Consider the following 17,623-nt stretch of genomic DNA (forward strand, 5'->3'; position numbering starts at 1 on the left):
CTCTGATAGATGGATTTTGGATGTGTTGTAAAAGGTCAAAGTTATCAGGTTTGGAAATGGATTTATTCTTCTGTTTAGATTTATTAGACCAAGCGCATATGAGTAAGCGATAGGCTTCACCATTTTTGTTTCTTATGGCTTGTTCAGAAGGCCCTCCCTGTAATTTGGAAATTTTCCCAATAGTTGCGATAGAAAAGTCAGGGCTATTTCTTAATATTTGCTCATTGCATATATTATTTATAATACGAAGCGATGCTTGTTTTCTTGAACTAGCCTCATTCATAAGATTTTCAAAAAATTGCTCTATTTCCATAGCGAATAGCCTCTAGTGTAATTATGAAATAGTTTTAATTTGAATATGTTTTGGACTAGTTGAATCGAGAGCTAGCCTTTGAATATCAAGAAGATTGATTTCTGATAATTTGCCTTGACTCTCGATGAATCTGATTGCACCCTCAAATGACCCAACTCTATTTTCAATTAAAATCATAATTTGATTTCCAACTTTCAATTGTTCCTCTTCCGATAAATATAAAAGAATAGGATCTTGTTGATTAGCCTTAAGCATTAAATCAATCGCTTGCCCACGCTTAAGAGCTGCTTTGGTTGCATCATAGGATGGGTAAAATTCAGCATGTCTACAAATAATTTCTAATTGTGAAAACTCACTTACTTCTTCAGTATTGATGGTGATATCTTCTGGTAATTGGTTGCCAATCAATTGAATTTTTTTATCAGAATTTTGATTCATAATCTGAATACACTGAGAAATTAGTTTGTAGCTCGCATGCATATCATTCATTATTGAATCTATTTTTGTTGCTTCTCTTTCATATTGAAATTCAGCATTTTTTAATTTTTGTTCATCATAAAAGATTTCTTTTCGATCTTCAGAAGTAAATTTTTTTAGTTTTAGTTCTTCAAGCTCAGACTCGAACTTTCTATATCGATCTGAAGAACAACTTGATTCATAACTTAGATTATTAAAATGAACAATTAAACTGGGTAGAAAAGCAGGTCCCGTAATAAACCATCTGCAACGAACACAATTTTTGGAGTTTCCCTGAAAATCACGAGCTACTGGGCTATAACTAATAGGAGCATTTCCAAGTTTAGCGAATTGTTCCCCTCCATTTTCACATCCTTGACATCCAACGGGGCAAATACCTCGATCCATCATTTGCCAACTTACTTCTGTTTTAGAGGCAATCGCATTTAGAGAGGAAATATCCTGGAAAGCTACCGAATTTTTGATTTGTTCATATTCTGAATTGATAAGAAACTCTTTAAATTTTTCTTTTGATGTGAGTTCTAGTTTTGATTCTGCTTCATTCATAACTTTTTGCATATAGGCTTGTCCAACCTTTGTGTAATACAAAGTCATGATGATTCGACTATGACCAGCAACGAGCTTAGAAAGGATTGGAATAGGTACACCGCCTTCAAGAGCAAAACTCGTAATTAATGACACTCTTAGAGAGTGCAGAGGAAAGAATGTTGTAGTGTAGTTGGTAAAAACACCTTGGCTTGGTTTGACAAATTGAATTGGCTCTCCGTTTGTTAAGGTCTCACCACGATTAAAGCATCGTTGTTCAAGATTCTTTAATAATTTGAACCATAAACGCATAACATCTTTGTCTGAAACAGGAAATGCAAAATCTTCACTTAGTTCAACAGCTCTATTTCTAAATAAAAAGCAAGTTGGAGGCATTTCTTTTAATTGTTGTTCACTTTTTAAATCGCCAAGATTTTTCCGTTTCAATTCAGTCCATCTCGTTGGGCGATCAATGGGATTATATTTTTCTTGCCAATTACGTAGAGCTTCTAGCCACTTTAGGACACGTTCGTGCTGCCACGGAATTGTATATCCTTTTGACATCCCATCTTTATAAACATCCGCTGTCTTATTTGTATTGATGAATAGAGACGTTGAATTATTTTGAAGATCAGAAACTTTTCTAAATACTCCACGACCTATAGAGTAATTGGCTCGCTCTATTTTAGTTACTGGAGCTAGATGGTGTATATTAAGTATCCAATTGCCATTTTCGTAACGCCATAAATCAGCTTCTCCTGAATCAAGCCAACGAACTTGAGAGGTTCTCAGTGGTAATTCTAATTTTACATATAAGGCAACAGCATTAGCAGGACACCACATCTCTAGGACTGATCGATCTTTATATAATTTTAAACCTTGGTACATTTTTCCTTTGGGAATAATACGTTTACGCCATACACAATTAGGATCTTCGAAATTAATATTCTCAGAAGTTACCTCGTACCAGTCACCACCAGATTTACCTAAACTTATCGCATCACCAGCCTCTTGCGCCCATTTCCAATCCTTGAAACTGATCGCTTCAGCAGGGCAAATAACTTCTCGTAATTCTTGAATATAGTTATAAGGTAAGGGGTTTCTTATAGTTTCTGAAACCGTTATGCCCGAACGAGTTTTTTTCTTTAACGGATTTCTATATTGATTAGGAATTGTGTTGTGATCAAAATCATCTTCAATTCCGACTAATTCTTGTAAAGAAAAGTCTAAAAATTCACGGACATAATTGTTGTAGGTTACTGCTTGTCTATGAGCAATAGAGATTTGGTCATCTTGGCTTGGATGAATGCATTCCTCAAAAAAGTCAGGAATATTTGTATTACGATCGAAGAAAATTAACGGGTTAGTTGGTAATTTTAATGGGACTAGAAAGGAGCGAAAAAAACGACTGAGTGAATTTCTTCTACTTGAAAGGGCTTTAGGTTGCAGCTTCAACCATCTCTGTGCCAGTATGCTCCAGTTTTTATATTCGATGCCATACATTTGATATAACCAATTAAAGTCGATATCTTCTGTAATGCCATTACCCCTTGCATGTAATTTTCCCATGTTATTATCCTTTTAATAACCATGATTGTCCTGACAATAATTCAGTAGGATCTACATCATTGAAGCAGTTTTCTAAAAACACTTTAATATTCGGATCTGATGCTTTACTTGAAGCAATATTATCTTCGATTGAGTTTAAAATTTTTGAGACCTGTTCAACTTGCGGTTCACAATAAACAAGTTGTGATTCTAGGCTTGCATGATGCAAGGCATTTCTTCTAATAATTGGATCTATATTGGCATCTTTAAGTCTTTGACCATATGCATGTCTATGACCATGTGGGCTAGTGCCATTATTTTTTGCTGATGCTAGTCCAATTTTTTTAACTGCATTAGCATGATTTTGATAGTAGGCTGAAATTGATAAAGGTGAACCAATTGTTTCTCCTGATAATGTGATAAAAGCGAATGGATGATTTTTTTCAATCTCTCTTATTTGTACTAGATACAATTTCCATAACTTATAAAATAATTGTCCATAAATTTGAGGAAACCATTGCACTGTTATAAATTTTTCTTTTTCGCTATCTAGTTTACGAATTTTCCATCCTGCTCTATAGGTTCTGTCACTGACTTTATTACGTGGTAATAGACCAAATTTGCCTTTGAGATAACTTTCTCTATGTGTTCTTTGTACCTTGCCACTAGTATTGCTCCAATCTTCTGGTGCAGTTCCTTCTGAGGGGTGATAGATTCTTACAAGAGCAGTTTCGATATGTTTTTCTCTGTATAAAATTGGATCTAAAGTTACATCTGATAAATATAGGTGGAATGGTTCACTAGTTCTTAAACCACCGCCATTGAGCAGTAATGTAATTAAAATATCTCTAATATTTAGTTTTTCGAAAACTGATAATGATTGTTCATTTCCATAATTTGTAAATCCTTCAAACAATAATTGAGTGAAATATTGATCAGGAAAGAATTTCACAGGATCTAGGTGTGAGGATAGGTTGCGAGTTCGTTTCGAAAATCTAGTCCTTTTAGAAAGGGCTTGTGCGGCATTTTTATCCCAAGTATGTGCTAAAAAGGAACGATTATGCTTATGATGCCATGCACCCCAAAATAACTTTTCTTCATAGGTACTGCTAGGTATCGAGGGGTTAATGCTTTCAAGATTTTTGTTTTCTGAAATCCAATCAAAATAATCTGTTAATGAATTAATCAGACTATTTGCTGTCGAAATTTTTCTAGGTTTCCAATAAAGTTTAGATGGATCAAATCCATCTAAACCAATACTGCCAGTGTATAGTTGTTGAACAAAAACTTTGAATAATTCTTTTGGGGTATTGAGAGTTTGAAAGTTTACTTCTAAAAAATTTAAAAATAATTTTATTGCTGTTATGTGTTTCTCCATCCAGCTTCTACTACGTATATGACTATGATCAAGGAAAAACTCAACAAAGGAGTCTATGACCCCATACTCTGTTAAAAGTACTGGAATTTCAGTGTAGACACCTGTTTTACTTCTATAGACTTTCGCATTTAATCTAACCAAGTCCATTGTATTGTCCTTAGATTATTTGATTATAGTTTCACTTGGAATATACCTTTTATTTTGGACAAAAAAAGATCTGTTTTGTTAAGAACAGATCTCTTTTGATTAGGTTTGATTATATGATTTCACTAGGTATATATAAAGTCTCATACTGAGTAATAAAGTGTAATACTTAATTGCTCAAAAAATCCACACAAGCTATGCTCTAAACAGCATGATGTGTGGATTTTTTTATGGCGAACTCTGCAGTTGATATAAAATCAATTCAAAATGAAAAAAACAGATTGCCACCGACAAGATATAGAATCAGACATTAAAACAATACTGAACATTCCATTTTTTGATTTCTTTGCCCTGAACTCAGCGCGACAGATTCCCATTCGGGTATAAAGATGAAACCATGTCGGGAGTATAAACGCACTGCTCGCGAATTATCGGGAGACACACTCAATACAATCCTCGTATGCCCTTTGGAAACTGCTAAGTTTTTAATCGCAGAAATGAGCAAATCTGCAATACCACTGCCACGAAACTCAGGATTAACCCACATCGCAATCAAATTAAACTCAAGTTTAGCGTTGAATGTTCCACCGACAATGCCTACCGCCCGAGTCCCTTGAATTGCTAAAATATATTGATATTGCATCTTATGTGATGCACGATCACGCCATTGTGACTCGCTATATTTCTCCGCAATAGCATAAGTGATAGCAAAAGCATCTGGGCTATCGAGTAGAGATGCTAAACGCACAGTTTTAAGAATTCCCCAATCCTCTTCAACCGTAAGACGAACCGCTAAATCATTCAAGCTTTGACTCATTTCATCATGATCCTAAACACTATTGCCAACCCGTCGCTCCACGTTTTTCACACATTGCAAGATAACGTTGAATCACTTCATTTATCCCGTAATGTATACATTCAACTGTAAATGCATGCCCAATCGATACTTCACTGATATTGCAATGGTTTAATAACCTTTCTAAGTTATCTAAATTCAAATCATGGCCTGCATTAACGACTAATCCTACATTTTCAGCCGCAATACAAGCCTCTGAAATCGATTGGATCGCCAAGTTTATTTCATCTTGTTGAGTGCGACTTGCATAGTATTCTGTATATATTTCAACAGCATCAGCTCCAAGCTGTTTAACCAAAATCACATCTTCTTTATTGGGCTCAATAAATAATGCCAATCTTGAAGGAACATTGCTGAGCTCTTGTATCACAGATTGTAGAAAGGTAGGATCTTTCAAATCCCATCCATGATCTGAAGTTAACTGTGTTGGTGAATCTGGGACTAAGGTGCATTGCTCTGGTACAACTGCTTTGATTAGATCGATAAATTTACGATCTGGATATCCTTCAATATTCAGCTCTACATCAGCATGCTGTTTGATTATCTTAGAAATTTGATAGACATCATCATACCGAATATGACGTTGGTCAGGTCTTGGATGAATCGTTATACCTTTAACACCCAACCTCAATAAATTTTCTACAAAATCCTCTAAATTTGGAAAATTAGTCCCTCTAGAATTTCGAATGAGCGCAATCTTATTCACATTAATACTGAGTCTGGTCATTTTATTTTTCTGTCTCCATTCAAGAATATTATTTGCTACACATTCATTTATACATATGTTGTTTTATATTTACCACAAAGCACGGCTTATTATTATAGATAAGATATTTACTGATCTTGCTCTAATGCAATCAACTGCATTTTCAACTTTCTGCCACACATAATAATTGTTCTACGATCTGCATCGATAGCACCATAAGCAATCACTAAAATACGCATTTCTAAGGTAATATCATAATGTGGATAAGAAGCCGAACGGTGAAATAATCTCGAATCAATCCCTACCGCTTTTGCAAAAGTATGCAATTCTTCAAGGCTGTCTGCCATCAAATGGCACCACTGTTTACCCTTAAATGGAACTTTTGCTCGATCCACATAAATTGCCATAAAAACACCCTAAGATCCAATATATAACTATACTGTGCTTATGATTTGAACATATTCAGCCTTTGTTGCCAAACCCCATGAATAAGTACCTGATTAGTGCCTGTCTTGTTGGGCAAAATGTCCGTTATGATGCAAAAAGCTGTTTACAGCTCAAACTTAAACAGTTACTTGATACACATCAAGCGGTGGTCATTTGCCCTGAAATTGCCGGTGGATTATCTACTCCTCGACAGCCTGCTGAAATCATTAATGGTGATGGCTTTGCCGTATTACAAGGCCAAGCCAAGGTTATGGATCTGCAAGGGTTTGATGTAACCAATGAATTTATTTTAGGCGCTGAAAAAACCTTAAAGCTTGCTCAACAACATCAAGTCACTCATGTCATTCTCAAAGCCAATAGTCCTTCTTGTGGTTCACACATGATCTATGATGGTACGTTCTCCAATCAGAAAATTGCAGGAAAGGGTGTGACAGCAGCTTTACTTGAACAACATGGATTTAAAGTGATGACTGAAGAAGCATTCTTACAACAATTACAGCCTTTACCCATCATGCCAAAATAAAAGAGCGCCTAAGCACTCTAAAAAATATCGATTTGATAAACAACTTATTTTATTGGTTATTTTTAGACATTTTATCCGCTTTTGCTGCCCAATACGTTGCCAAAGCTGGCCCAGAAATATTGTGCCATAAACTAAAAATTGCACTTGGCACAGCAGTGATCGGTGAAGCCGCAAAATGAATGGCCGCCAAAGTTACCCCTAAACCTGAATTTTGCATACCAACTTCAATCGACACCGCTTTAGCATCTGGATAAGACAAATTAAATAATCGGCTTGCCCAATATCCTAAGAAAAACCCTAAACCATTGTGAAGTATCACGACAGCGAGAATCAGCAGACCTGACTGCATAATAGCAGCCTTACTGGCTGCAATAATTGCAGCAACAATCACAACAATAGCAATCACTGAAATCAGCGGCATAATCTGAATATACTGTTCTGTTTTTTGCTTAAACAAACTTCTGAGCACAACACCAATGATGATTGGGAAAATAACCACTTTCAGAATGTTGATAAACATCGATCCAGCATCGATCGGAATCCATTGGCTGGCAAGCACATAAAAAATAGCTGGTGTTAAAATCGGTGCTAAAAAAGTAGAAACCGTGGTACATGCAACCGATAAAGCTGTATTTGCTTTGGCCATATAAGCAATCACATTGGATGCTGTTCCACCAGGACAACATCCCACCAGAATCACACCAATCGCAATTTCGGCAGGTAACTGAAAAAGTTGACAGAGTAAATAAGCCAGTCCGGGCATAATCACAAATTGAGCAAGCACACCGATCACAACAGCTTTTGGATTTTGCAATACGCCTTTGAAATCATCCACGGTCATGGTCATCCCCATTCCCAGCATGATAATCCCCAAAACCCATGGAATATAAGCTTTCATCCATACAAAGGCAGGTGGAAAACACAGTGCGATAAAAGCAAAAAATACCACCCAAAAGGCAAACGTTTTTTGTACGAACAGGCTAAACCGTAACATTGCAGACATTGTGTTTACTACCTATACAGACCTTTTTGCAATTACCATTTTTTGCGATTATCAATTGGGTACATGTGAATAAATACATCATGTGCTTACTCCAATTTCATCAATGCATGATGATTCAATCATTTCTAATCATTATTGTGTAATATCAGGCGCATTTAAAATTTGATTTGCGACCACTCGCTTCACACCTGCTGCGAGCATGTCTTGCCATGCATGTTGTAATGAACCATGTACGTCAATCGCTTTAGTCGCATCTGAAATCACAAAGGTCTTAAAGCCTAATTTTGCTGCATCCATCGCTGTCCAAGCCACACAAAAATCCGTTGCAATGCCAACGATAAATACAGTATCTATGCCACGTTCCTTGAGATAACCCGCTAAGCCTGTCGTGGTTTGATGATCCGCTTCCATAAAGGCCGAATAACTATCTATTTGAGAATGAAAGCCTTTACGAATAATCATTTGTGCTGTTGGAATATTTAAATCAGGGTGAAATTCAGCATCTTTTGAGCCTTGCACACAATGCGATGGCCACAATACTTGCATGCCGTAATTTAATCGAATCGTGTCATATGGCTTTTTATTGGGATGATTTTCAGCAAAAGAAATATGGTTTGTAGGATGCCAATCTTGAGTCAGGATAATATTTTCAAAATGCTGTGCCAATTGGTTAATGGTCGGAATAATCTGTTCTGCATTTGCAACTGCTAGATTTCCACCAGATGTAAAACCATTTTGCACATCAACAACAATTAAAACACTACGCTCAGATTGCAACATTTCCCCAATTCCCTTTTAAATTAAATCCCACGTAAAGATCTTAATGATAAAAATAAAAATCCTATATGACCCAACATACAATAAAAAAGCCTCAAATTGCGAGCAACCAAACATAATCAAAGTATTGAATCGTTTTTCAGTGCTTTGAATAACATCACAGTAACATTAGAAGTGCTGATACAGCTAACATAATCAAAAGAATGAAGCCGTTATGGCTTACATTAGGTAGCATAATCACAACTGGCTTTGTTCCCCTAAAAATACCTTCTAACCCTTCATTCAGTAAGAAAAATATTGGAATGAATTGCGCTATATTCAAATGCGTTAAAATCTATTTGTTTCTTTTTATAAAGATTTCTCTAGCTTTGAATAAATCGTATTGTTCTCACTCGCTGAATCAGTCATAATTTGCATAAGCATTACTCAATCTCTAAAATGATTGTTTCTCGCTCAAATCAAAATACTGCAACCACCTACATATTATTTTTACATAACGTAAACTGTAGATGGAAAAATAGGATATTTTTTCAAAATGACTCAGCAAGCACAGATCATTCAAGGCTCAATTGTCGCAATCGTCACCCCTATGTTCGAAGATGGCAGCGTAGATTGGAAGGGTCTCGAGAAGCTCGTTGAGTGGCACATAGAACAAGGCACTAATAGTATTGTTGCTGTCGGTACAACTGGTGAAGCATCGACACTGACTTTGGCAGAACACACACAAGTCATTAAAGAAATTATCCGTGTAGCCAATAAACGTATTCCAATTATTGCTGGTACTGGTGCAAACTCAACACACGAAGCGATTGAGCTCACCAAAGAAGCAAAACAGCTGGGTGCTGACGCAGCACTACTCGTTACGCCTTATTATAACAAACCCACACAAGAAGGCTTATTTCAACATTATAAAGCTGTCGCTGAAGCAGTTGATTTACCGATCATTCTTTATAATGTCCCAGGTCGTACTGGTGTAGATATGCACAACGACACAGCAATTCGTCTAGCAGATATTGCAAATATTGTCGGTATCAAAGATGCGACTGGTGATGTCCCACGTGGTAAAGAACTGATCGATGGCTTAAAAGGCAAAAACATGGCAGTTTATTCAGGTGATGATGAAACTGCATGCCAATTAATTGCTTTAGGCGCACAAGGCAACATCTCTGTAACAGCGAACATTGCACCCAAAATTATGAGTGAACTTTGTGCCGCTGCTTTGGCTGGGCAAACTGATATTGCTCAGGCCAAAGACAGTCAAGTTGCAAAATTAAACAATATTCTATTTTGTGAATCCAACCCAATTCCAGTCAAATGGGCACTCCATGAAATGGAATTAATTGGTACTGGCATTCGCTTACCATTAACGCCACTTGCAGAACAATACCGTACGCCACTGCGTGAAGAACTTAAAGCAGTGGGTATCATTTAATCAGAGCTTAGTATTATGCAATTACGTTTAGGTTTAACTCTTGCCCTTTCAGCTTTAAGTTTGGCGGGTTGTAGTTCACTTGGAATCAGCAATGGTTCTTTAGATTATAAAAATACGACCACTATAGAGCCACTTAATTACCCTGAAGGTACAATGGTTAGACCTGCTGCGCCTTTGTATCCAGCCCCTATTGTTGATCCTCAAGCGATTCAACATGCGCCTAAGTTTGAAAATAAACGTGGTAACCGTTATGAAGTGCCACGCCCTGAAAGCGCTCAAGTGAATACCTCAACAGATGAAAGTTCGGCGCCGAACGAAAGTGTAGGTCGTCCGCAACTTTTAACTGATGGAAATGGCAATCCATTGATTAAAATTGATGGAAATTCTGCTACAATTTGGCAGTACACACTTGCCACACTGAGTAGTTTAAATATTAAAGCCAATAGTCAAAGTAAAAGTGGTTTTGAAACAACTTTGAAGGTCGACAATCAAACTTATATTTTAAAACTCAACTCAGTAGGATCAAGCAATACGCTTGCTCTGCTCAATCCTGACAACAGTTTTGCAGATAAAGAAAAAGCTGCAGAATTGTTATCCCAGATTTACCAAAACTGGCCAGCCTAGTCGTTCTAGGCAATTTTTACTTGCAAAAGGTTCCCCCATGTTAAAACAAACCTTGCTCTATACTGGTAAAGCGAAATCCGTTTATGAAACAGATAGCGCAGATCATCTAATTCTCGTTTTCCGTGATGATGCATCAGCATTTAATGGCGAAAAAATAGAGCAACTTGATCGCAAAGGTAAGGTGAATAACCGTTTTAATGCCTTTATCATGGAAAAATTGGCCGCTGCTGGTATTGAAACTCATTTTGAAGAATTGCTTTCGCCAACTGAAGTTTTAGTTAAAAAATTAAAAATGATTCCTGTTGAATGTGTTATGCGTAACTACGCTGCAGGTTCATTATGCCGTCGTTTAGGTGTAGAAGAAGGCTTAGAACTTGTTCCACCAACCTTCGAATTGTTCTTCAAAGATGACGCTTTGGGCGATCCAATGGTCAACGAATCTCAAGCGATTGCTTTAGGTTGGGCGACTGCTGAACAATTGGCGCAAATGAAAGAATTGACTCAAAAAGTAAACGTTGTACTGAAAGATTTATTCTCTCAAGGCAACATGTTACTTGTTGATTTCAAACTTGAATTTGGTGTATTCCATGACCGTATCGTATTGGGCGATGAGTTCTCTCCAGACGGTTGTCGTTTATGGGACAAAGACACCAAGAAAAAACTCGACAAAGACCGTTTCCGTCAAGGCCTAGGCGGTGTTGTTGAAGCTTATGAAGAAGTTGCTACTCGTATTGGGGTAGATCTTTCAGATATCTAATTACAGATACTGAATCTTCAAATAACCGAGCCTTAGCGCTCGGTTTTTTATTTTAAAGATTTATTAGGATCGGTATTCGGTCTGTATTTAAACGTAGCAGAACAAGGCAAAATTGAAAATTATTTCACCACTATTTTCATCGGTGCTGAAAAAATTTGATAGAAATTCTGCGAATCTATCTGATATTTATAGCCTGCTAACACATAAGCTGTGCCCTTTTCAGAAAAAATCAACTGACCATTTTTAAATTCATGCTGTGGAGCACCTGATAGAACCATAAAATCAGTGATCACTTGCTTAAATTGAGTTCGATCCTGTTGAGTCAATTGGGCAGTGACTTGTACAGGTTGATTCACTTGTATCTTGACTGTTTCAGGTACTTGAACATCAACCACATAAGCTGAATAAAGCTGCGCTGAGTTAGTGGTTATGCCATAACTACCTGCAAGATATAATTTTTTAAATGTTTCATCATTCAATGCCCACGGCCAAAAACTAATACCGCGATGCTTTGTTATTTCTAACAACTCAATTAAATCAGCACGATAAGCAGGGTTATAGGATGAATTATATGTTTGAACATCTGCATTAATTTGTTTGGCATTCACCAAACTATTGTGGTTTTTCGGCATTGTACCCACCAATAATCCCCGTGGAATATTGGACAATAATGTTTGGGCATGAGCAACTTGATCGACATTAAATGAAGTGGTCACCACCTGATTTTCAACTTGGTACTTTTTGATTTCATCCTGCATTTTGGGTACCAATTGTGGATTAGCACTCTTCATTTCGATCATTAGTACAAAATTCGGATTATTTTTAAATGTTGCAAAGTATTCCACAAGTGTAGGGATTTTATATCCTTTATTCTTTGATTTGAGTTGTTGAACTTGAGCAAGTGTCATCTCCTCAATTTTACCCGTCGCTGTCGTTGTTCGATCAACTGTTAGATCATGCATGACAACAAGTTGTTGATCTTTCGTCAGATAAATATCATTTTCAACAATATCAGCACCTAATGCTACCGCATGTTTCGCACTTTCTAAGGTGTTTTCATCTTCTAGACTTGGCACACCACGATGCCCAATAATCAATGGTTTACGCAATAAAGTATTTTTCGGAAATTGTTTTAAAATACGACTGAATAAGCTACTTTGCGTTGTAATGATGCCATTCGCACCCGCAGTTAAAATTTGCGCGACCTGTTGCGGTTGTGTTGCAGATGTACCCAGCCAAACCGTCATTAAATGCTGCTGAATAAAGCGAATACTGTCTTTATTGGCCAAAGTCTGTGGTAAAACCACAATTCGAGCATAAGCCTGATTGCTACGGCGTATAATTTCAGCGAGGCTTTGGCGGTTATCCTTTAGTTTTTCAGCACTAAAATCTAAAGCTGTCCGTACGGTAGGTATGATTTGATGTGCTGTTTTGAGCAAAGCATCACTTTTTGATAATAAGGTAATGTCACTAATATCTTGAGTATTTGCCAGAATTTTCAACGCTTCCAGTGTTTTGGGTTCTTTAATCTCCAGTACCGCAATGGTATTACGCTGAGGTTGAGCTAAATATTGCTGTAAAGAGCCTACATTTTGGCCATTCTGATTGAATAAATTAAGCTGAGCATCGAGTTGATAATACAACTGATTGGCTGAACTGAATGATGAACTGCTATTTTCAATTTTTTGAATAATGGTCGGTGCTAAAGCAACATTCGTTTGAATTTCCTGAACTTGAGTGACTTTATTTTGCAAATTGGGCAGAGCTACTAGTTGTTCGGATACTTGAATATTCTTAACTTTTAAAATAACACCTGCTGCGGATAAACCAATACCGCCTTTGGTTGCAAGCTGTTCCAATTCAACATCTTGCATTAACTGCTGATTCAAATAGTGCTGTACACGTTGCCCTGATACCACAATACTGGCTTTATACCATTGATGTGGTTTTATATTCTCAGAAAATGCTTTTGTTTCAAGCACCTCCCACTGACCATTGGCTTTACGGCGACCAAATTCTGTTCCATTTGGCTTGGTCGCATCTGCTCGTAGGGTAAATTGATAATAGCGACTTGGTATGACACCTTGAGCTTCTGTCACATCATAAATCACACTACCCCAACGTGATTGGTTGACAGGTTGATCCAAACTAAACTCTAAATCAATTCGATAATTTTGCTGCTTTTCTAAATTTTGTGGTAACAAAATTGACGTGGTTTGCATCGCATTGGCCCGACCATCAAGATTCAGGACGCCATTTTCCACATACACATTGCCCGCATTATTCCCAGGAATACGCCAACCTTGAGGAATGGTCTTTTGTTGTGTGAAATCTTGCTGATAAAGCACGTTTAATTGAGACGTTGAAATGTTTTGAGTCTGTGCTTTTGTCGTAATTTTAGTAGAAATTTCTGCATGACCGACAATCGGAAGGACACTAAATAAAGTAAGTGATAAGGCAGATAATTTCATAAACAAATTCTTAATGATTGGCTATCGATTTCCAAAAGATAAAAGCCCAGTTCTAAATTTTTCCGAGACTGAGCACCGTTATTTAGAATCGGCTTTATCCATAAATTAACGTGAATACTTACTGTTGTTGCTGTTCTTGTTGCCAACGGCGTTGCTGTAAACGCTCTCCTTCAACTTCACGTTTATTGCGAGCAGATTCGTATAATTTCGTACCTTTGAGTTCAGGTGGTAAATAGTCCTGAAGTACAAAATGCTCAGGATAATGATGTGGATAGAGATAATCTACACCATAACCTTGTTCTTTCATCAGTTTGGTAGGCGCATTGCGTAAATGTAACGGTACAGGAAGATTAGCGGTTTTCTCCGCTAATTCTAATGCCTTATTAATCGCCAAATAAGTACTGTTACTTTTAGCACTGGTTGCAAGATAGACTGCACATTGTCCAAGAATGATTCGACATTCAGGCATACCAATCGCTTGTACTGAACGGAAACATTCGCCTGCAAGAAGCAGAGCATTTGGATTTGAATTTCCAATATCTTCTGAGGCTGCAATCAACATACGACGCGCAATAAAGACTGGATCTTCACCACCTTTTAACATCCGCGCCATCCAATACAAGGCGGCATCGGGATCACTTCCACGAATGGATTTTATAAAAGCAGATACCAAGTCATAGTGTTGTTCGCCCGATTTGTCATAACGGGCTATATTCTGCTGTGCAACTTTAACCACAATCGCATTGCTGACAATATTTTCAACATCTGCTTCAAAAGTACTGGCTATTAAATCAATTAAATTTAAAGCTTTACGTGCATCACCAGCAGCAAACTGAACCAATGCATCAAACTCTTCAATCTGAATATGACGCTCTTTTAAAAATTTATCTTGTTGAATCGCGCGCAGAATTAGATCTTGAATCGCTTCATTGCTCAGTGCGTGTAGGGTATAAACCTGACAACGTGACAATAATGCACTATTCACTTCAAAAGATGGATTTTCTGTGGTCGCACCAATCAGCGTAATTTTGCCTTTTTCGACAGCGTTTAATAGCGCATCTTGTTGTGACTTATTAAAGCGATGAATTTCATCAATAAAAACCACAGGTGTCAGTAAATCACCACTTTCAGCAATCACTTCACGAAGTTCTTTAACACCCGTATTCAGTGCCGATAAACTCACAAACGGACGATCCACCGCTTGCGCCAAGAGTAAAGCAATTGTAGTTTTTCCAACACCAGGCGGCCCCCAAAAAATAATTGAAGGTAAATGTCCTTGATCAATCATTTGACGTAACGGCGCATTTTCACCAAGCAAATGATCTTGCCCGATAATTTCAGCCAAGTCGCGTGGACGAAGACGTTCTGGAAGTGGAATTTGGGTATCTGACATACTTCTTTTTAATCGCTGAATTCTAGCTCTAGTCTACTATGGAAAATGGACAATATTACAACTGGATATTGAAAATAATGAATGGATGCAAACATTGATCCATACATAACGAATAACTGATGCATGCTGCTGATATGGTTTAAAAATTTATCCTATCCTGTTCTCTATACGACCGATTTAATAGAATACATAAAAAAACTAGCAAATATTTATCTAACCCAGCGCACAATATAATCTTCAATCTCGTCTTCATCTATTTCCACTTCAGAAATACACCGCCCTGCTGCAGATTTTCTTGCTTCAATAACACTATTTCTTGAACCTGTATTGAGATAGTGCCAAGTAGGCAAAGGTTTAGCTTCATTTAAACGGCGATAGGCGCAACTAGAAGGTAGCCAATGAATGCTTTGTAATTTTTCAAGTGTCAATTGAATACAATCAGGCACATGCGCTAACCGATTTGGATAATCTGAACAACGTGCCGTTTTACAATCCAACAATTTGCATGACACTTTGGTATAAGCAACTTCATGGGTTTCATCATCTTCCAATTTGACTAAACAGCACAAACCACAACCATCACACAATGCTTCCCATTCTGCTTGATTCATTTCATCAAGTGAATACTTTTTCCAAAATTGGGGACGTAGGTCGAGAGTCATACAATCAAAAGTTGTTCATCTAAGATTTGAATTATTATAACAGTTTTAGACGTACTCACTGTGACATCAACAACGTAAAAACATAACAGACCTGCTACATATCGTTGATTTATTCACATTTAGGCCACATAACAAAACACATTTGTCGAAAAAACATGCATATACTGAAATTCGATAAAAACAATACGGAGATCAAATCATGTTTCGTTGGGCGATTATCTTTGCAGTGATTGCACTGGTTGCAAGTTTGTTTGGCTTTGGAGGCGTTGCAGGTATGTCCAAAGACTTTGCTGTTATCCTCTTAGTTGTTGCTGTGATTTTGGCCATTGTCGGCTTTATTTCTAGAGGGAAAGCTTAGTTTACTTAGACTCGTCATGTGCATTAAAACAACAATAGTAAAAGAAGGATTTAGGTCCTTCTTTTTGCTATTGGACCTTTCATAAATTCTCACATTTCAATCCTCATTTTTAAAAAATTATTCATTTGAATCCTTCTAATTTGTGTTTTAATCAATTGCATTCTCGCAAACAAAGAAGGATTGAACAGATGGTTGCCGCAATCAAAACTCGTGAAATAACCTATACAGCTGCTGATGGTTCAACACTCATTGGTTATTTTGCTGCACCTGAATCTGTAGAACCTGTTGCAGGCATCATCGTTGGCCCAGAATGGTGGGGTCGTAATGAATACACAGAGCAACGTACTCATGAACTCGCCGAACATGGTTTCGCAGCACTCGCAATTGATATGTATGGGGATAAAAAAACAACCGTTCAAGCAGCTCAAGCCAATGAGTGGATGACACAAACTTTTCAGGAAAATACTATCGTTGAACGTGCCAATGCAGGTTTAACAACATTAGCAGCACAACCTGAAGTTGATGCTACTCGTTTGGCTGCAATCGGTTTCTGTTATGGTGGTAAAGTCATTTTGGATTTAGCACGCTCAGGCGCTGACTTAAAAGCAGCAATCACCTTTCACGCAAATTTATCTGCTCAGCAAGCTGCTAAACAAGATACATTCAAAGCTGAAGTCCTCGTTTTGCATGGTGAACTCGACAGCATGGTCTCTTTGGCAGATGTTGAATCATTTAAACAAGAAATGAACAATGCCCACATAACCAATGAAGTGATTGTGCTAAAAGATGCTAAACATGGCTTTAGTAACCCGCTTGCGGACGAACGTGCCAAAGCCAACAATGTAGATTTAGGTTATAACGCTGAAGCAGAGCAAAAAGGTTTAGCTGCAATGTATGCTGTATTAGATCGTGTACTCGCTTAATTGCATCATACAATTAAGCGTCTATCGATTGAAATAATATTGAAAAGAGGAATGTAAAATGACTGAAAAAAAATGCCCATATTGTGAATTTGACGAATTTGATATTATCGATAAAAATGATTTTGGTGCAATTTTACCTGAACCTAATCCGTTGTCTAAAGGGCATACCGTCATCATTCCTCTACGCCATACCGATTCGTTTTTTGGTTTAACTGAAAAAGAGCGTAAAAGTTTGGCAACATTACTTGAACTAGCACGTAATGAGTTGGAAATTCGTCACCAACCTGAAGGTTTTCATATCGCTTT

At 37.3% G+C, this 17,623-nt stretch carries 18 protein-coding genes; 7 read left to right on the plus strand and 11 right to left on the minus strand.

Translation table 11 applies throughout. The features are described from left to right. The 6 genes from gmtX to D7V20_RS16585 form a co-directional block, all read right to left on the minus strand. A partial coding sequence (gene gmtX, locus D7V20_RS16560) for a gamma-mobile-trio protein GmtX (RefSeq protein ID WP_268877900.1) occupies positions 1-313 on the minus strand: 313 nt, incomplete at its 3' end. Between the two features lie 21 nt (positions 314-334). After that, positions 335-2,884, minus strand: coding sequence for a gamma-mobile-trio integrase GmtZ (gene gmtZ, locus D7V20_RS16565; protein ID WP_005328422.1), 2,550 nt, complete (start codon positions 2,882-2,884; stop codon positions 335-337). A gap of 4 nt (positions 2,885-2,888) precedes the next feature. Continuing rightward, positions 2,889-4,388 carry a gamma-mobile-trio recombinase GmtY gene (gene gmtY / locus D7V20_RS16570; RefSeq protein WP_005328421.1) on the minus strand — a complete coding sequence of 500 codons (1,500 nt, stop codon included), beginning with the start codon at positions 4,386-4,388 and terminating at the stop codon, positions 2,889-2,891. Positions 4,389-4,695: 307 nt separating this feature from the next. Then, positions 4,696-5,202 carry a GNAT family N-acetyltransferase gene (locus tag D7V20_RS16575; protein ID WP_120385156.1) on the minus strand — a complete coding sequence of 169 codons (507 nt, stop codon included), beginning with the start codon at positions 5,200-5,202 and terminating at the stop codon, positions 4,696-4,698. Positions 5,203-5,221: 19 nt separating this feature from the next. Further along, on the minus strand, positions 5,222-5,968 hold the full coding sequence (locus tag D7V20_RS16580; RefSeq protein ID WP_120385157.1) for a pyridoxine 5'-phosphate synthase: 747 nt from the start codon (positions 5,966-5,968) through the stop codon (positions 5,222-5,224). A 107-nt stretch (positions 5,969-6,075) separates the two neighbouring features. After that, the gene (locus D7V20_RS16585; protein ID WP_120385158.1) at positions 6,076-6,354 is read right to left on the minus strand and encodes a DUF4031 domain-containing protein; all 279 of its coding nucleotides are present in this window, start codon (positions 6,352-6,354) and stop codon (positions 6,076-6,078) included. A gap of 77 nt (positions 6,355-6,431) precedes the next feature. Here D7V20_RS16585 and D7V20_RS16590 point away from each other — a divergent pair, with 77 nt between their 5' ends. Beyond that, the gene (locus D7V20_RS16590) at positions 6,432-6,917 is read left to right on the plus strand and encodes a DUF523 domain-containing protein (protein ID WP_120385159.1); all 486 of its coding nucleotides are present in this window, start codon (positions 6,432-6,434) and stop codon (positions 6,915-6,917) included. A gap of 49 nt (positions 6,918-6,966) precedes the next feature. On the opposite strand, the gene D7V20_RS16595 is transcribed toward D7V20_RS16590, so the two are convergent. Together D7V20_RS16595 and pncA are read right to left on the minus strand one after the other, a co-directional pair. Then, a complete protein-coding gene (locus D7V20_RS16595) occupies positions 6,967-7,920 on the minus strand; it encodes a bile acid:sodium symporter family protein (protein ID WP_120385160.1) in 954 nt (317 codons plus the stop codon). Between the two features lie 132 nt (positions 7,921-8,052). Then, on the minus strand, positions 8,053-8,700 hold the full coding sequence (pncA, locus tag D7V20_RS16600) for a bifunctional nicotinamidase/pyrazinamidase (RefSeq protein WP_120385161.1): 648 nt from the start codon (positions 8,698-8,700) through the stop codon (positions 8,053-8,055). Between the two features lie 532 nt (positions 8,701-9,232). Here pncA and dapA point away from each other — a divergent pair. Genes dapA through purC form a run of 3 tightly spaced genes read left to right on the plus strand, consistent with a single transcriptional unit; the run spans position 9,233 to position 11,510 of the window. Beyond that, positions 9,233-10,129, plus strand: a complete 897-nt coding sequence (gene dapA, locus D7V20_RS16605; RefSeq protein ID WP_120385162.1) for a 4-hydroxy-tetrahydrodipicolinate synthase — start codon at positions 9,233-9,235, stop codon at positions 10,127-10,129. Between the two features lie 15 nt (positions 10,130-10,144). After that, positions 10,145-10,753, plus strand: coding sequence for a lipoprotein-34 precursor (NlpB) (locus D7V20_RS16610; protein ID WP_120385163.1), 609 nt, complete (start codon positions 10,145-10,147; stop codon positions 10,751-10,753). 37 nt (positions 10,754-10,790) lie between these two features. Next, complete coding sequence (gene purC, locus D7V20_RS16615) at positions 10,791-11,510, plus strand: phosphoribosylaminoimidazolesuccinocarboxamide synthase (protein ID WP_120385164.1); 720 nt, start codon at positions 10,791-10,793, stop codon at positions 11,508-11,510. Between the two features lie 119 nt (positions 11,511-11,629). Here the strand turns inward: purC and D7V20_RS16620 are convergent, their stop codons facing one another. The 3 genes from D7V20_RS16620 to D7V20_RS16630 all read right to left on the minus strand — a co-directional run bounded on the left by D7V20_RS16620 (position 11,630) and on the right by D7V20_RS16630 (position 16,036). Then, a complete protein-coding gene (locus D7V20_RS16620) occupies positions 11,630-13,981 on the minus strand; it encodes a glycerophosphodiester phosphodiesterase family protein (RefSeq protein WP_120385165.1) in 2,352 nt (783 codons plus the stop codon). 118 nt (positions 13,982-14,099) lie between these two features. After that, positions 14,100-15,374: a replication-associated recombination protein A gene (locus D7V20_RS16625; RefSeq protein ID WP_120385166.1), complete on the minus strand. Its 1,275-nt coding sequence runs from the start codon at positions 15,372-15,374 to the stop codon at positions 14,100-14,102. A 209-nt stretch (positions 15,375-15,583) separates the two neighbouring features. Next, the gene (locus D7V20_RS16630; RefSeq protein WP_120385167.1) at positions 15,584-16,036 is read right to left on the minus strand and encodes a YcgN family cysteine cluster protein; all 453 of its coding nucleotides are present in this window, start codon (positions 16,034-16,036) and stop codon (positions 15,584-15,586) included. A gap of 199 nt (positions 16,037-16,235) precedes the next feature. Here D7V20_RS16630 and D7V20_RS16635 point away from each other — a divergent pair, with 199 nt between their 5' ends. The 3 genes from D7V20_RS16635 to D7V20_RS16645 form a co-directional block, all read left to right on the plus strand. After that, positions 16,236-16,394 carry a DUF1328 domain-containing protein gene (locus tag D7V20_RS16635; RefSeq protein WP_120385168.1) on the plus strand — a complete coding sequence of 53 codons (159 nt, stop codon included), beginning with the start codon at positions 16,236-16,238 and terminating at the stop codon, positions 16,392-16,394. A gap of 188 nt (positions 16,395-16,582) precedes the next feature. Next, the gene (locus D7V20_RS16640) at positions 16,583-17,317 is read left to right on the plus strand and encodes a dienelactone hydrolase family protein (RefSeq protein WP_120385169.1); all 735 of its coding nucleotides are present in this window, start codon (positions 16,583-16,585) and stop codon (positions 17,315-17,317) included. Between the two features lie 58 nt (positions 17,318-17,375). Next, on the plus strand, positions 17,376-17,623 hold a 248-nt coding region (locus D7V20_RS16645; protein ID WP_120385170.1), incomplete at its 3' end, for an HIT family protein.

Source organism: Acinetobacter rongchengensis (assembly GCF_003611475.1).
Lineage (GTDB): Bacteria > Pseudomonadota > Gammaproteobacteria > Pseudomonadales > Moraxellaceae > Acinetobacter > Acinetobacter rongchengensis.

Excerpts from the sequence above, each read along its gene's own strand:
- gmtZ (WP_005328422.1), bottom strand. The coding sequence starts at position 2,884 with ATGGGAAAATTACATGCAAGGGGTAATGGCATTACAGAAGATATCGAC.
- gmtY (WP_005328421.1), bottom strand. The coding sequence starts at position 4,388 with ATGGACTTGGTTAGATTAAATGCGAAAGTCTATAGAAGTAAAACAGGT.
- D7V20_RS16575 (WP_120385156.1), bottom strand. The coding sequence starts at position 5,202 with ATGAGTCAAAGCTTGAATGATTTAGCGGTTCGTCTTACGGTTGAAGAG.
- D7V20_RS16580 (WP_120385157.1), bottom strand. The coding sequence starts at position 5,968 with ATGACCAGACTCAGTATTAATGTGAATAAGATTGCGCTCATTCGAAAT.
- D7V20_RS16585 (WP_120385158.1), bottom strand. The coding sequence starts at position 6,354 with ATGGCAATTTATGTGGATCGAGCAAAAGTTCCATTTAAGGGTAAACAG.
- D7V20_RS16590 (WP_120385159.1), top strand. The coding sequence starts at position 6,432 with ATGAATAAGTACCTGATTAGTGCCTGTCTTGTTGGGCAAAATGTCCGT.
- D7V20_RS16595 (WP_120385160.1), bottom strand. The coding sequence starts at position 7,920 with ATGTCTGCAATGTTACGGTTTAGCCTGTTCGTACAAAAAACGTTTGCC.
- pncA (WP_120385161.1), bottom strand. The coding sequence starts at position 8,700 with ATGTTGCAATCTGAGCGTAGTGTTTTAATTGTTGTTGATGTGCAAAAT.
- dapA (WP_120385162.1), top strand. The coding sequence starts at position 9,233 with ATGACTCAGCAAGCACAGATCATTCAAGGCTCAATTGTCGCAATCGTC.
- D7V20_RS16610 (WP_120385163.1), top strand. The coding sequence starts at position 10,145 with ATGCAATTACGTTTAGGTTTAACTCTTGCCCTTTCAGCTTTAAGTTTG.
- purC (WP_120385164.1), top strand. The coding sequence starts at position 10,791 with ATGTTAAAACAAACCTTGCTCTATACTGGTAAAGCGAAATCCGTTTAT.
- D7V20_RS16620 (WP_120385165.1), bottom strand. The coding sequence starts at position 13,981 with ATGAAATTATCTGCCTTATCACTTACTTTATTTAGTGTCCTTCCGATT.
- D7V20_RS16625 (WP_120385166.1), bottom strand. The coding sequence starts at position 15,374 with ATGTCAGATACCCAAATTCCACTTCCAGAACGTCTTCGTCCACGCGAC.
- D7V20_RS16630 (WP_120385167.1), bottom strand. The coding sequence starts at position 16,036 with ATGACTCTCGACCTACGTCCCCAATTTTGGAAAAAGTATTCACTTGAT.
- D7V20_RS16635 (WP_120385168.1), top strand. The coding sequence starts at position 16,236 with ATGTTTCGTTGGGCGATTATCTTTGCAGTGATTGCACTGGTTGCAAGT.
- D7V20_RS16640 (WP_120385169.1), top strand. The coding sequence starts at position 16,583 with ATGGTTGCCGCAATCAAAACTCGTGAAATAACCTATACAGCTGCTGAT.